The following is a 14,105-nucleotide window of genomic DNA, read 5'->3' as shown; positions in this document are numbered from 1 at the left end:
GTGGCACTTGATCGCATCCGGGCGCTGCCCTGCTGGCGGGGCGAGATCGTTGCCGAGCCGCTGGTCGGGGGGCTGTCGAACGAGAGCTGGAAGGTGGTGGACGCGGCCGGTTCCCATGTCGTGCGGTTCGGCGAGGATTTCCCCTTCCACCACGTGAGCCGTGCCAACGAGGTGATGGCGACGCGGGCGGCGTACCGGGCGGGCTTCGCGCCGGAGGTGGAATTCGCAGGGCCCGGCGTGATGGTCTCGGCCTTCGTCGACGCGCGGACCTGGGGCGAGGCGGAGGTTGCCGCCGATCCGGAACGGGTGGGGCGGTATCTGCGCGCGTTCCACGCGAAGATGCCGCTCGAAGTCTCTGGCCCGGCAGCGATGTTCTGGGTGTTCCACGTGATCCGCGACTATGCGCGGGTGCTCGCCGAGCGGAAGAGCCGCTTCGCGCTGGACTTGCCGCGTCTGACCGGCGTCGCGGCGGCGATGGAGGCGGCGCAGTTGCCCCTGCCGATCGTCTACGGCCATCACGATCTCCTGCCGGCGAATTTCCTCGAGGATGCGGACGGGCGGCTCTGGCTCATCGACTACGAGTATGCGGGTTTCGGCACGGCGATGTTCGACCTTGCCGGGGTCGCCTCCAATGCCGGGATGGGTGCCGAGGCGGCGGAGGCGTTGCTGGGTGCCTATTTCGGCGCGGTGCCGGAGGCCGCGATGGTCCGCGCTTTCGACGCGATGCAATGCGCCTCGCTCGCGCGCGAGGCGATGTGGGCGATGGTGTCGGAGATCTTCCTTGCCGCACCGGGGGCCGATTACGACGCCCATGCGCGCGACTATCTCGGCCGGCTCGACGCCGCGCTCGACCGCTATCAGGGCCGCCACGGAAAGGTGCCGCTATGACACTTCCCTCTCACGCCCGGATCGTCGTCATCGGCGGCGGCATCATCGGTTGTTCGACCGCCTATCACCTCGCCCGCGATCACCGCGCCGAGGTTGTGCTTCTGGAGCAGGGGCGGCTGACTTCCGGTTCCACCTGGCATGCGGCGGGGCTGGTTGGCCAGCTCCGCTCCTCGGCGGCGATCACCCGGGTGCTGAAGTACTCGGTCGAGCTTTACAAGGGGCTCGCGGCCGAGACCGGGCTCGAGACCGGCTGGAAGATGACGGGCTGCCTGCGCCTTGCCACCAACGCGGACCGCTGGACCGAGTACAAGCGGCTCGCCACCACGGCGCGGTCCTTCGGGATGGAGATGCATCTGATTCCCGCCGATGAGGTGAAGCGGATGTGGCCGCTGATGGAGGTCTCCGACCTCGTGGGCGCAAGCTGGCTGCCGACCGACGGGCAGGCCTCGCCCTCCGACATCACCCAGTCGCTCGCGAAGGGCGCGCGGATGCATGGTGCGAGGATCTTCGAGGGGGTGCGGGTCACGGGATTCCGGATGGCGGGCGACCGGATCACCCATGTCGAGACCGACCAGGGCGCAATTGCTTGCGAGACGGTGGTCAACTGCGCCGGGCAATGGGCGCGGCAGGTCGGTGCGATGGCCGGGATCAACGTGCCGCTGCAGGCGGTGCGCCACCAGTACATCGTCACCGGGAAGGTGCCGGGGCTTGCTGGCGACGCGCCGACCCTGCGCGACCCCGACCGGCGAACCTACTTCAAGGAGGAGGTCGGCGGGCTGGTCATGGGGGGCTACGAGCCGAACCCGCAGCCCCTGTCCACGGGCGACATCCCGAACGACTGGCAGTTCCACCTCTTCGAGGATGACTACGACCATTTCGAGCAACATCTGGTGCAGGCGATCGCACGGGTTCCGGCGCTGTCCGAGGTCGGCGTCAAGCAGATGATCAACGGGCCGGAAAGCTTTACGCCGGATGGAAATTTTATTCTCGGGCGCGCGGCGGAATGCGCCAACATGTTCGTCGGCGCGGGCTTCAACGCCTTCGGCATCGCCTCGGGCGGCGGTGCCGGCTGGGTGCTCGCCGACTGGGTGATCCGGGGCGAGGCGCCCCTGGATCTCTGGTCGGTCGATGTCCGCCGCTTCTCCGGGCTGCACCGGGACCGCGACTGGGTCTCGGCACGGACCTGCGAGGCGTATGGCAAGCACTACACCATCGCCTATCCGCACGAGGAATATACCTCGGGCCGGCCGCGTATCGTCTCGCCGCTTTATGAGCGGCTGAAGCGGCACGGGGCGGTCTTCGGCTCGAAGCTCGGATGGGAGCGGCCGAACTGGTTCGCACCTGAGGGGGTGGAGCCGCGCGATCTCTATGCGATGGGGCGGCAGAACTGGTTCCACCATGTCGGCGCCGAGCATCGCCATGTGCGCGAGGCGGTGGGAATCTTCGACCAGTCCTCCTTCGCGAAATACGAGGTGACGGGCCCGGACGCGGCGCGGGCGCTGAATCATGTCTGCGCGGGCGACGTGGCGAAGGCGCCGGGGCGGCTGACCTATACGCAGCTTCTGAACTCGCGCGGCGGGATCGAGGCCGACCTCACCGTCGCACGGCTTGCCGAGGACCGGTTCTACATCGTCACCGGAACCGGGTTCCGGGCCCATGACCTCGCCTGGATCGCCGAGCACCTACCGGAGGGCGATGTCGCGGTCCGCGACGTGACCGAGGATTGGGGGGTGCTGTCGCTGATGGGGCCAAGGGCCCGCGACGTACTGGCGCGGGTCACGGACGCGGATGTGTCGAACGAGGGTTTCCCGTTCGGCCATGTGCGTGAGATCGAGGTGGCCGGGGCCAGGGTCCGCGCGCTCCGCATCACCTATGTGGGCGAACTTGGCTGGGAGCTGCATGTGCCGCTCGACGCGACTGGCGCGGTATACGACGCGCTGATGGCGGCGGGTGCCGGCGAGGGGGTTCGCCCGGTGGGCTACCGCGCGATCGAGAGCCTGCGGCTTGAAAAGGGATACCGCGCCTGGTCGGCCGATATCACGCCGGCCGACACGCCCTTCGAGGCGGGGCTCGGCTGGGCGGTGAAGCTGAACCGGAACACCGATTTCATCGGCCGGGCGGCGCTGGAGGCGCTGGCGGGGCAGGTGCCGGCGAAGCGGCTCGCGGGGTTCACGATCGACGATCCGGCGGCGGTGCTCGTGGGGCGCGAGACGATCCTCCGGGATGGTGAGGCGGTGGGCTATCTGACCTCGGGGGGCCATGGCTACACGGTCGGAAAGAGCGTCGGCTACGGCTACGTGCGCCATACCGGGGGCGTGACCGACGATTTCCTGATGTCGGGTCGCTACGAGCTGGTCGTCGCGAACGAGGTCTTTGCGGCAGAGATCGGGCTCGCGCCGTTCTATGATCCAGGCAATCTCAGAGTGCGCGCATGAGGCGGGTGTTGCTTGCCTCCGGCGAGGATATTTTCGGCAAGATGAAGGGGTCAGGGTTCGCGGCGCAGGACGATGGCGAGGCTCGGGACGGTGCCGGCCTCGCCCGGCATCGAGACATAGGGCGCGGTTTCCTCGGCGAGGGTGACGGCGGGGGTCAGTTCGGCGATGCGCCGGGCAAAGCCCTGCTGCCAGAGCGTCGTCTTGACGGTGAGCACGATCACGCCCCCGGGTCGGCAGATGCGGACCAGTTCGTCGAGGCCTTCGGCGCCGACATGGCCCGAGGTGAAGACGCCGGCCGAGACCACGGCCGCGAACGCGCCGTCGGCGAAGGGCAGGGTCCGGCCGAGGGCGAGGCGGTGAAGCCTAGTATAGACGCCCTTGCGCGCGGCGATGGCGAGCATGCCTTCGGAAAGGTCGAGCGCCTCGACCTCGGGATAGCCGAGGATCCCGAGCCAGTCGCCGAGGAGCCCGGTGCCGGCGCCGGCATCGAGCAGGGGGGCGGCGCCGCGCGGCAGGTGGCGGGCGAGAAGCGCGAGACAGATCGTCGGGTGCCGATAGCCGGCGGCGGCCATCTCGGCCTCGTAGCTCTCCGCCCAGCCGTCGTAGAGCCGCGCGACCTCATCGGCGCTCGCCGCGCCGTAGACCGCGCCGAGATGGCCCTGATGCTTGCTCTCGCCCATGGATCGGTTCCCCTGAAGGTCGGGCGGATGATAGCCGCGGGGTGGGGAATGTGAAATCCTTTGTGCGGGAAAGGGAAGTGAGGGCCGATGCGTGAGGATGACGAGCTAAGGGCGGCGATCGCGGCGATCCCGGCGCTTGCCCGCGACGGTGGGCCGGTCGAGCGGCTCGGCGGGCTGACGAACCGGGTCTACCGGGTGGGAAGCCATTGCCTGCGGCTGCCGGGGGCGGGGACCGAGGAATATATCGACCGAGCGAACGAGGCGGTCGCGGCGCGCGAGGCGGCGCGGGCGGGGGTGAGCCCGGCAGTGATCCATGCCGATCCCGCCACCGGGATCATGGTGACCGAGTTCATCGCGGGCACGGTGACGATGAGCCCCGAGGCGTTCAGCGCCCGTCCCGGCGCGGCGGCGCGCGCGGGCGCGGCCTTCGCGAAGCTGCATGGCTCGGGCGCCGTCTTTCCCTTCCGTTTCGAGCTCTTTCAGATGATCGACGATTACCTCGGCGTGCTGGCGACCAAGGACGTGGCCCTGCCGAAGGGCTATCACGACGTCGTCGCCGAGGCGGGCGCGGTGCGCGAGGCGCTGGCCGCGAGGCCGCTGCCGCTCGCGCCCTGCCACTGCGATCCGCTGTGCGAGAACTTCCTCGATACCGGGGACAGGATGTGGATCGTCGACTGGGAATATTCCGGCATGAACGATCCGATGTGGGATCTCGGCGATCTCTCGGTCGAGGGCGGGTTCGGGGCCGGTCAGGACGAGGAGATGCTGCGGGCCTATTTCGGCGGCGAACCCGTGCCGCGCGACCGGGGGCGAATGGTGATCTACAAGGCGATGTGCGACCTTCTCTGGACGCTCTGGGGCCTCATCCAGCTTGCCGCCGGCAACCCGGCCGAGGATTTCCGTGCCTATGCCGACGGCCGCTTCGCACGCTGCAAGGCGCTGATGGCCGATCCAGACTTCTCCCGCCATCTCAAGGCGGTGGCGGCCTGACTTCAGCCGCTTTGGCGGGTCAGGCGGCTCGCCAGAAGATCGCCGGTCTCCGACAGGATCGGATAGGCGATCATGGTGAAGGCGGAGTTGACCTGTTTCAACGCCCGGAGCGTCTCCTGGTGGATGTTCGAGGTCTCGATGCTCTCGGTCAGGCCCTGCTTCAGCCGGTCGAGATGCGAGCGCTGCAGACGCTGCTCCATGTCGCGGACATGGTCCTTTTCCTCGACCAGCGCGCGCGCGGCATCGGGGTTGAGCGTCATCAGCACGTTGAGTCCGGCCTGAGCATTGGCGAGCACGCGGTCGTGGAAATCCTTGATCTCCTGCCAGCCGGTGTCGGAAAAGCTCGCCCCGCCCTGGTCGAGGCGACGGGCGAGGCCGAGCATCGTGTCGGCGATGACGTTGCCCGCGCTTTCCAGATTGACTGCCATGTCGGCCAGTTCGAGGCCGCGCCGGCTGACATCCTCGTCGGTGGTCGACCGCTGCAGCTTCGCGAGGTAAAGCTTTGTCGCGATGTGGATCTTGTCGACTTCGGATTCCTTGGCCTCGATTGCGGCGGCGGTGCTGTCGTCCCAAGTCTCGTAAAGGCCGGCGACGGTGCGGAGCATCGCCTCCACGCCTTCGCCCATCTGCAGAACCTCGCGTGCCGCGCAGGCGAGCGCGCGGTCCGGTTGCGGGAGCGCGGCGGGATCGAGCGCGCTGATCCGCGCAAGGCCCGCCGCTTCCGGCGGTGGCGTGATCCAGCGCCCGACAAGCGCGAGAACCGGTCCGGTGAGCGGCAGCGCCACAAGCGCCAGCACGAGGTTGAAGGCGAGGTGCAGGTTGATGACCTGGCGCGCGGGCGTCGCACCGAGCAGGTCGAGCGGGGGCGCGAGCGACGAGAGCGCCATCAGTGCGGCCGCCGCGCCGCCGCCGCGCAGCGCGAGATTGGCGACGATGACCCGCCGGGCCGCGATCTCGGAACCGAGGGTGAGCACATAGGCGATGACCGCGCCGCCGAGATTGGCGCCGAGCACCATCGCGACGCCGGCCGTGACCGGCAGGATGCCCTGCGCCGACAGCGTGACGAAGAGGAGCACCGCGGCGACCGAGGAATGCACCGCCCAGGCGAAGAGCGCGCCGATCGCGAAGGCGGTGACCGGATCGCCGCCGAGATAGCGCATCGCGCTCGCAAGCGCCGGGCTGTCGCGCAGGGGCTCGGTCGCGTCGCGGATCATCGTCAGCGAGACGAAGATGAGGGCGAGGCCGATCAGCACCCGCCCGGCCATGCGGAAATCGCGGCTCGACGACTTCAGGAACATGCCCACGCCGGCCACGAGCAGGACCGGCACCAGCCAGTCAGCGCGCGTGAGCAGGATCTGCGCCACGATCGCCGAGCCGAGATCGGCGCCGAGCAGGATCGCGAGACCCGCCCCGGCCGCGAGCGTGCCTGCGGCGACGAAGTTCGAGGTGAGGATGGCGACGGCGGTCGAGCTTTGCAGCACCACCGCCGCCCCGGTGCCGGAGAGTGCGGCGAGCCAGCGGCTCTCCGAGCCGCGCCGCAGCAGTCGCCGGAGTTGGACCGACCAGCCGCGCTCGACGCCGGTGCGCACGAGGCGGACGGCCCAGATCAGAAGCGCGGCGGCGCCCGCGACATGCAGGACGAACAGCATCGGCGAGGTTTCGGGCAAGCGGCGGTCCTCCGAGGCGTGGCTGCGAGTCGCGGCCGTTACAAAACTGTCACAAAACCTTCACAAAACGGGCGCGGGCACAATGGCCTTCCGTGTCCGAACGGCAGGGGAGATCGACGGCTGTGTGGTTCATGCCGCCCTCAGGGCGCCGGCGATCAGTGCCGGTACGTCGGGATGGGTTCCGATCGGATCGAGGAGCCGGCCGGTGTAGCCGGCTTCCGCCAGTTCCGCGGGGATGTCGGTCACGACATGGCCCCATCGCGCGACGAAGAGCGGCAGGCAGAGCGACCGTGGGCCGGCCCCAAGCGCGGCTTCGGCGAGGCCCGGCGGCTCCTCGATGAAGCCGGTGCGGATGCCGGCGAGCGTCAGGGCGCCAGCGATGGCGGCCTCGATCGCGCGGGCGGCCTCGGCGGGAGCGCGGCTGCGGCCCGATCCGTGCGCGGCCAGGATCAGCGTCGTGTCGGTTTCGGGCCAGCCAGCTACGGCACAGGCGTCGCGGACGATGCGGATCGCGAGATCGGTGGTTTCGCGCCGGAGCCCAAAGGGGGGAAGGATCTGCAGGCCCTCCGCGCCAGCCTCGGCAATGCGGCGCGGCAGCAGGCTGCGGATGAACCAACCGTCGGCCATGAAGAACGGAAATATGACGGGTTTGTCGAGTTCTTGCAGGGCGTTCTTCAGGGCATCCGGCGCGGCGAGCGTGGCCGAACCGATCCTCCATCCGGGCAGTTCGCGAGCCACGGCCTTCGCAACGGCGGCGAGGTCGGCCTCGGCGGGGTTGGGGTCCGAGGGCTGGCCGTGGGCGACGATGAGCGCGGAGCGAGACATGGGGCGGAGCCTAACGGAAGGGCAGCGGAACGCAACTAGTCGCGGGCCAGCGCCACGGTCTTCAGGATCGCATGGCATTCGGTTCCGGGCGCGATGTCGAGGGCCGCGACCGAGCGGCGGGTGATGCGGGCGCGCAGCGCCGTGCCGCCGCAGTCGAGCGCGACCTCGGCGGCGGCCGCGTCGAGGGGCGTCACCGCTTCGACCCGTGCGGGCAGGATGTTGAGCGCGCTCAGGCCCTCGGGGCGGGTCCGCGCAAGCATCACGTCGCGGGCGCGGATGAAGAGGCGAACCGGCGCGCCGGTGGACCCCATTGCCTCGGGCGTAAGGATCGTGCCGCCGGAAAAACCGAGTTCGCAGAGCCCGTCCTCGGTCATGCCGGTGACACGCGCCGCGATCAGGCTGCCGGGTTCTGTGCCGACGAAACCGGGCCGGACGGCGGCCTCGGCAAGGATCTCGGCGGCCGGGCCGAGGCCGGTGACCCGGCCGCGGTCGAGCGCCAGAACCTGGGTCGCGAGCCGGGCGACCTCGGAGAGCGAGTGGCTGACATAGAGGATCGGGATCCGCGCCTCGTCGCGTAAGGATTCGATATGGGGCAGGATCTCGCCGCGCCGGGCGTGGTCGAGGGCCGCGAGCGGTTCGTCCATCAGGATCAGCCGCGGCCGGGTCAGGAGCGCGCGGGCGAGCGCCACGCGCTGCGCCTCGCCACCCGAGAGCGCCTCGGTCCGGCGCCGCAGGAGCGGGCCGAGGTCGAAGCGGTCGATCAGCGCGGGCTGCGCCACCGTCTGGCCGTTGCGGCGGGCGGCATAGGCGAGGTTGGCCTCGACGTCGAGATGGCCGAAGAGCCGCGGCTCCTGGAACACCGTCGCGATCTGCCGCCGGTGCGGCGGCACGAAGCGGCGCCCGTCCTCCCAGGTCTCGTCACCGAAGGCGACATGGCCCGCGCCGCGCTCGAACCCGGCGATGATCCGCAGGAGCGTGCTCTTGCCCGCGCCGCTCGGGCCGAAGATCGCGGTGAGGCCGGAAAGGGGGATTCGGCGGTCGATTTCAAGATGAAATTCCGGGTGTTGCAGGTCGATCTTCAGATACAGGTCGCTCATCTCCGCGCCCTTTGCCGGTGCCGGCCGTTGAGCCAGTAGAGCGCGAGCAGGATGGCGAAGGACAGCGCGAGCAGGATGCCGGAGAGGAGATGCGCCGCCCCATAGTCGAGGGTCTCGACCTCCTCGTAGATCGCGATCGAGATGACGCGGGTCTCGCCCGGGATGTTGCCGCCGACCATCAGCACGACACCGAACTCGCCGAGCGTATGGGCGAAGGTGAGCACGGCCGCGGTCAGGTAGCCGCGCAGGCAGAGCGGCGCGGCCACGGTGAGGAAGGCGTCGAGCGGGGACGCACTGAGACTCGCAGCCGCTTCCATCGGCGCGCGGCCGAGCGTCGTGAAGGCGGCCTGGAGCGGCTGGACCGTGAAGGGCAGCGAATAGAGGAGCGAGGCGATGACGAGGCCACCGAAGGAGAAGGTGAGCGTGTTGCCAGTGACTGAAAGCCAGAACTGGCCGAGCGGAGCCGAGGGGTTGAAGGCGAGGAGCAGGTAGAAGCCGAGCACCGTCGGCGGCAGCACGAGCGGCAGCGCGGTCAGCGCCTCGACCACAGGCGCGAGGCGTGAACGGGTATGGGCGAGCCACCAGGCGAGCGGGGTGCCGAGCAGCATCAGGATCGCGGTTACCAGCGCGGCGAGGCGCAGCGTGAGCCACAGAGGGGCGAGGTCGCCGGGGCTCATGGCAACGTGGCGTAACCGTTCGCCTCGATCACGGCGCGCGCCTTGGTGCCGCGCAGGTGGTCGAGAAAGGCGAGGGCGGCGGCGTTTCCCTTGCCACGGACGAGCAGCACCGCGTCCTGACGGATCGGGTCGTGCGCGCTCTCCGGGACCGGCCAGGAACCGCCAGCCAGAGTCGGATCGGCATGGAGCCCGGAGGCCGCGACGAAGCCGGCCCCCGCGGCGCCGCTGCGGACCATCGCGAAGGTCTGGCCGATGTTCTCGCCTTGCACGATCTTGCCTTCTACCGCGTCCGAAAAACCAAGTGAGTCAATTGCCTGCAGGGCGGCCTTGCCATAAGGCGCGAGGTCTGGATTGGCGATCGCGACATGTCTCTGCGCCGCGAGAAATGCCGCCGGGTCCGAAAGGTCTGCGCGCCCGTCGGCGGTCCAGAGCACGAGCTGGCCGATCGCGTAGGTGAAGCGGTCCGCAGGATCGGCCTGACCCTCGGCGATCAGTTCGTCGACAGTCGCCTCGTCGGCCGAAAGAAAGACGTCGAAGGGCGCTCCGGAGGCGACCTGGGCCGCGAGCTTGCCGGTGGCCGCGGCGGCGAGGCGGATCTCGTGGCCGGTTTCGGCGGTGAACTCCTCGGCCAGGATTTCGGCCACGGGACGGAAATTGGTCGCGACGGCGACGAGCGCGCTCTCCGCGGCCGCGGGGCCCGGCAGCGCGAGTAGGGCCAGAAGGACGGCGCGGCGCATCGGCACTCCTTGCGTTGTGTCTGATTGGAGGTAACGGGGTTTCGCGCGGCGTGGCAAGCGTTATTTCTTTTCGGACATAACGGACAGTCGGTGGATTTCATCGATCTCGGAGGCAAGCGCGGCGGCGCCCTTATCCTGCATCTGCCGGTAGAGCGCGAGCACCCGGCGTCCGGTGTCGGTCAGTTCGGCGCCGCCGTGGCCGGCGCCGCCGCGGCTCGCGGCCACCAACGGCTCGCGGAACATCGCGTTCAACGCCTCGACGAGGCTCCAGGCACGCTTGTAGCTCATCCGCATCCGCTTGCCGGCGGCCGAGATCGAGCCGGTCTCGGCGATGCCCTCGAGGAGGTCGGCCTTGCCGGGGCCGAGCCACTCGCCGCCCTCGACGACGAGGCGCAGCTTGAGGCCGGGTGAGAGGCGGGAGGCTTTGGGCATGACGAATCCTCGCAATCGGTGTGCATGTTAGGCGCCGTCCGCGCCGCGCGGAAGCGGCGGCCGGGTTGGGGCCGGGGCGTCGAGCATGCTAGTCTCCGGGCGAGTGCGCTGGGAGGGCGATGCGATGCTGCGTGTGCTGGCCTGTCTTGCCGCGCTCTGGGGCGCGCCGGTCCTGGGGCAGACCGAGGTGGATCTGGAGCTGGTGCTTCTGGCGGACAGCTCGGGTTCCATCGACGACGGCGAGATCCTGTTCCAGCGCGAGGGCTACGCACGGGCGATCACCGATCCCGCCGTCGTCGCGGCGATCCGCCGCACGGCCTATGGCAGCATCGCCGTCACCTATGTCGAATGGGGGCGGTTCGACAGCCAGGACGTGGTCGTGCCCTGGACGGTGATCGACGGTCAAGCCGCAGCGGAACGCTTCGCGGCGGCGTTGACGGGGCCGCCGCGCCGCGCGCGGGGGCGCAACGCGATCGGGGCGGCACTGATCTTCGGGCGCGACCTGATCGAGGGCAACGAGATCGCGGGCTGGCGCCGGATCATCGACTTCTCGGGCGATTCCGCGGGCAACTTCAACGGCCCGACCATCGCCGAGGGCCGCCGCGCCGCGCTCGAGGCCGGGATCACGATCAACGGCCTCGCGGTGCTGTGCCGGATCTGCGCGTCGGGCCGGTCGGGCTCGGGCGATCTGGAGGCCGCGTTCGCCGACAGGATCATCGGCGGGCAGGGCGCCTTCGTCGTGACCGCGGACGGCGGCGAGGCTTTCGCGGCGGCGGTCAGGCGCAAGCTCATCCTCGAAATATCGGGCGGCGGCGGCCCGGCGGTGGCGCGCGCCGGCCAATGAGGCAAGGCAGTCGCGGCCCGATCCGCGCTTTCGGGCGCGCATCTTGCGGGCGGGCAGGTGCCAGAAGTGCGCCTGCGGCCCTTGCAGCCCCCGGTGCGCGCCTCTAAGACTTGCGCAAGGTTATGTGCATAAGCATTCACCCCGGGAACAGCGACAGGCGGACGAGCATGAAAGACCCCTTTGACATCTACATGAACACCCTCGTGCCGATGGTGGTCGAGCAGACCTCGCGCGGGGAACGGGCTTATGACATCTATTCGCGCCTCCTCAAGGAACGGATCATCTTCCTTTCGGGGCCGGTGCATGACGGCATGTCGACGCTGATCTGCGCCCAGCTCCTGTTCCTCGAGGCCGAGAATCCCTCGAAGGAAATCGCGATGTACATCAACTCGCCCGGCGGCGTGGTGACCTCGGGTCTCTCGATCTACGACACGATGCAGTACATCCGGCCGAAGGTCTCGACGCTGGTGATCGGCCAGGCGGCCTCGATGGGGTCGCTCCTGCTGACCGCCGGCGAGAAGGGGATGCGGTTCTCGTTGCCGAACAGCCGGGTGATGGTGCACCAGCCCTCGGGCGGCTACCAGGGGCAGGCGACGGATATCATGATCCACGCGCAGGAGACCCAGAAGCTCAAGGACCGGCTGAACCAGATCTATGTCAAGCACACGGATCAGCCGCTGGAAAAGGTCGAGGCGGCACTCGAACGCGACAACTTCATGTCGCCGGAAGAGGCGAAGGACTGGGGTCTGATCGACGAGATCCTCGACGCGCGTCCGGGCGAGGGCGAATCCAAGTAAGTGGTCTGCGCGCCACCGCGGGGCGGCGGCGGGCAATTTTGCATTGTGGTGTTCCGGGGGCTGCCCTAATCTTGTCGGAAAGGGCCGCCATTAAATGATGGACGACAGGCGAACTGGCCTCAGAGGATGACGATGGCAACGAATTCAGGCAGCGACAGCAAGAACACGCTCTACTGCTCCTTCTGCGGGAAGTCGCAGCACGAAGTGCGCAAGCTGATCGCAGGCCCCACGGTCTTCATCTGCGACGAATGCGTCGAGCTCTGCATGGACATCATCCGTGAGGAGACGAAGTCCACCGGGCTCAAGTCCGCCAATGGCGTGCCGACGCCGCGCGACATCTGCAAGGTGCTGGACGATTACGTGATCGGCCAGGAACATGCCAAGCGCGTGCTCTCGGTCGCGGTCCACAACCACTACAAGCGGCTCAACCACGCCTCGAAGTCGGCCGATATCGAGCTGGCGAAGTCGAACATCCTGCTGATCGGTCCGACGGGCTGCGGCAAGACGCTTCTGGCGCAGACCCTGGCCCGCATCCTCGACGTGCCGTTCACGATGGCGGATGCGACGACGCTGACCGAGGCGGGCTATGTCGGCGAGGATGTCGAGAACATCATCCTGAAGCTCCTGCAGGCCTCGGAGTACAACGTTGAGCGGGCGCAGCGCGGCATCGTCTATATCGACGAGGTCGACAAGATCACCCGCAAGTCCGACAACCCCTCGATCACCCGCGACGTCTCGGGCGAGGGCGTGCAGCAGGCGCTCCTGAAGATCATGGAGGGCACCGTGGCTTCCGTGCCGCCGCAGGGCGGGCGCAAGCATCCGCAGCAGGAATTCCTGCAGGTGGACACGACGAACATCCTCTTCATCTGCGGCGGCGCCTTCGCCGGGCTCGAACGGATCATCGCGCAGCGCGGCAAGGGTTCGGCGATCGGCTTCGGTGCCGAGGTCAAGGATCCCGATGCGCGCGGCGTGGGCGAGCTTTTCACCGAGCTCGAACCGGAAGACCTGCTGAAGTTCGGCCTGATCCCGGAATTCGTCGGCCGCCTGCCGGTGATCGCGACGCTGACCGACCTCGACGAGGCGGCGCTGGTCACGATCCTGACCGAGCCGAAAAACGCGCTCGTCAAGCAGTACCAGCGGCTCTTCGATCTCGAAGGGGTGAAGCTGACCTTCACCGCCGATGCGCTCACCGCGATCGCCAAGCGCGCGATCAAGCGCAAGACCGGCGCGCGGGGCCTCCGCTCGATCATGGAGGACATCCTGCTCGACACCATGTTCGAACTGCCGGGCATGACCTCGGTCTCGGAGGTGGTGGTCAACGAGGAAGCCGTCGATTCCGGCGCGAAGCCGCTGCTGATCCACGCCGACTCGAAGGGCGAGAAAGCCGCGACGGCGGGCTGATCCGTTCGTTATCGTATTTCGCGCCGCGGCCGGGCAACCCGCCGCGGCGTTGCTTTTTTCCGGCGCATGTGGGGCGCGTCCATCACGGGCCCCGCGTTGGCCTGTCACGAAGCGGTGCGCTTGCGGCGGTATAGCCGCGTTTAAGCCTCAGGGGCTTTGTTCGTTCCGGTTCGGGGCGATATGCCGCTGTTGCCTGTCGGCACTGGACCTCGCCCGCGCCTGCGCTATAAGGGGGCAGCAATGCCCGGAGGATGTCCATGAATTTCCTGCTGCGCCTTTTGACCTGGTGGAACAGCCAGACGCTCGGCACCCAGCTCTTCACCTGGCGCAACGGCCAGAAGGTCGGCGAGGATGCGCAGGGCAATGCCTTCTACCAGACCCGCGACGGCAAGCGCCGCTGGGTGATCTACAACGGCGAATGCGAAGCCTCGCGCGTCAGCGCCGACTGGCACGGCTGGCTCCATTTCACCTGGGACGAGCCGCCGACCAAGGTCGCGCTCACGCACAAGGAATGGGAAAAGCCGCATCAGGAGAACCTGACCGGCTCCGCGCTCGCCTATGCGCCCGCAGGCTCGATCCGCCGCGCGACCCCGGTCGAGCGGCGTGACTACGAGGCCTGGAGCCCGGAATAGGGC

The 14,105-nt window shown here is 68.7% G+C and carries 14 protein-coding genes; 7 read left to right on the top strand and 7 right to left on the bottom strand.

Annotated features, from left to right (window positions below; all coding sequences use genetic code 11):
- Both OEZ60_RS03230 and OEZ60_RS03225 read left to right on the top strand, forming a co-directional pair.
- A complete protein-coding gene (locus OEZ60_RS03230; protein ID WP_263333154.1) occupies positions 1-888 on the top strand; it encodes a choline/ethanolamine kinase family protein in 888 nt (295 codons plus the stop codon).
- Entirely contained in the window at positions 885-3,323 is a 2,439-nt protein-coding gene (locus tag OEZ60_RS03225) for a GcvT family protein (RefSeq protein WP_263333153.1), read from the top strand. Before OEZ60_RS03230 ends, OEZ60_RS03225 begins: the two co-directional genes overlap by 4 nt.
- 50 nt (positions 3,324-3,373) lie before the next feature.
- On the opposite strand, the gene OEZ60_RS03220 is transcribed toward OEZ60_RS03225, so the two are convergent.
- Positions 3,374-4,003 (bottom strand): class I SAM-dependent DNA methyltransferase, encoded by a 630-nt coding sequence (locus OEZ60_RS03220; protein ID WP_263333152.1) that lies wholly within the window; start codon positions 4,001-4,003, stop codon positions 3,374-3,376.
- A gap of 87 nt (positions 4,004-4,090) precedes the next feature.
- On the opposite strand from OEZ60_RS03220, the gene OEZ60_RS03215 reads away from it, so the two are divergent.
- Positions 4,091-4,993, top strand: coding sequence for a phosphotransferase family protein (locus tag OEZ60_RS03215; protein WP_263333151.1), 903 nt, complete (start codon positions 4,091-4,093; stop codon positions 4,991-4,993).
- 2 nt (positions 4,994-4,995) lie between these two features.
- On the opposite strand, the gene OEZ60_RS03210 is transcribed toward OEZ60_RS03215, so the two are convergent.
- From OEZ60_RS03210 to OEZ60_RS03185, 6 genes are all read right to left on the bottom strand, one after another.
- Positions 4,996-6,660: a Na/Pi cotransporter family protein gene (locus OEZ60_RS03210; RefSeq protein WP_317852815.1), complete on the bottom strand. Its 1,665-nt coding sequence runs from the start codon at positions 6,658-6,660 to the stop codon at positions 4,996-4,998.
- A 129-nt stretch (positions 6,661-6,789) separates the two neighbouring features.
- A complete protein-coding gene (locus OEZ60_RS03205) occupies positions 6,790-7,485 on the bottom strand; it encodes a sirohydrochlorin chelatase (protein WP_263333149.1) in 696 nt (231 codons plus the stop codon).
- A gap of 35 nt (positions 7,486-7,520) precedes the next feature.
- A complete protein-coding gene (gene modC, locus OEZ60_RS03200; protein WP_263333147.1) occupies positions 7,521-8,582 on the bottom strand; it encodes a molybdenum ABC transporter ATP-binding protein in 1,062 nt (353 codons plus the stop codon).
- The gene (gene modB, locus OEZ60_RS03195; RefSeq protein ID WP_263333145.1) at positions 8,579-9,259 is read right to left on the bottom strand and encodes a molybdate ABC transporter permease subunit; all 681 of its coding nucleotides are present in this window, start codon (positions 9,257-9,259) and stop codon (positions 8,579-8,581) included. The genes modC and modB overlap by 4 nt, the downstream gene beginning before the upstream one ends.
- Positions 9,256-9,996, bottom strand: coding sequence for a molybdate ABC transporter substrate-binding protein (gene modA, locus OEZ60_RS03190; protein WP_263333143.1), 741 nt, complete (start codon positions 9,994-9,996; stop codon positions 9,256-9,258). The genes modB and modA overlap by 4 nt, the downstream gene beginning before the upstream one ends.
- A gap of 60 nt (positions 9,997-10,056) precedes the next feature.
- Entirely contained in the window at positions 10,057-10,428 is a 372-nt protein-coding gene (locus OEZ60_RS03185; RefSeq protein WP_263333141.1) for a winged helix-turn-helix domain-containing protein, read from the bottom strand.
- Positions 10,429-10,552: 124 nt separating this feature from the next.
- On the opposite strand from OEZ60_RS03185, the gene OEZ60_RS03180 reads away from it, so the two are divergent.
- From OEZ60_RS03180 to OEZ60_RS03165, 4 genes are all read left to right on the top strand, one after another.
- Entirely contained in the window at positions 10,553-11,272 is a 720-nt protein-coding gene (locus OEZ60_RS03180) for a DUF1194 domain-containing protein (RefSeq protein ID WP_263333263.1), read from the top strand.
- 167 nt (positions 11,273-11,439) lie between these two features.
- Positions 11,440-12,069, top strand: a complete 630-nt coding sequence (locus OEZ60_RS03175) for an ATP-dependent Clp protease proteolytic subunit (RefSeq protein WP_263333139.1) — start codon at positions 11,440-11,442, stop codon at positions 12,067-12,069.
- A 132-nt stretch (positions 12,070-12,201) separates the two neighbouring features.
- Positions 12,202-13,470, top strand: a complete 1,269-nt coding sequence (gene clpX, locus OEZ60_RS03170) for an ATP-dependent Clp protease ATP-binding subunit ClpX (RefSeq protein WP_263333137.1) — start codon at positions 12,202-12,204, stop codon at positions 13,468-13,470.
- Positions 13,471-13,727: 257 nt separating this feature from the next.
- Positions 13,728-14,102 carry an NADH:ubiquinone oxidoreductase subunit NDUFA12 gene (locus OEZ60_RS03165; protein ID WP_263333136.1) on the top strand — a complete coding sequence of 125 codons (375 nt, stop codon included), beginning with the start codon at positions 13,728-13,730 and terminating at the stop codon, positions 14,100-14,102.
- The last annotated feature ends 3 nt before the right edge of the window (positions 14,103-14,105 follow it).

It is taken from the genome of Albidovulum salinarum (genome assembly GCF_025673475.1).
Classification (GTDB): Bacteria; Pseudomonadota; Alphaproteobacteria; order Rhodobacterales; family Rhodobacteraceae; genus Albidovulum; species Albidovulum salinarum.
This window is presented reverse-complemented; position numbering and strand designations above follow the sequence as displayed.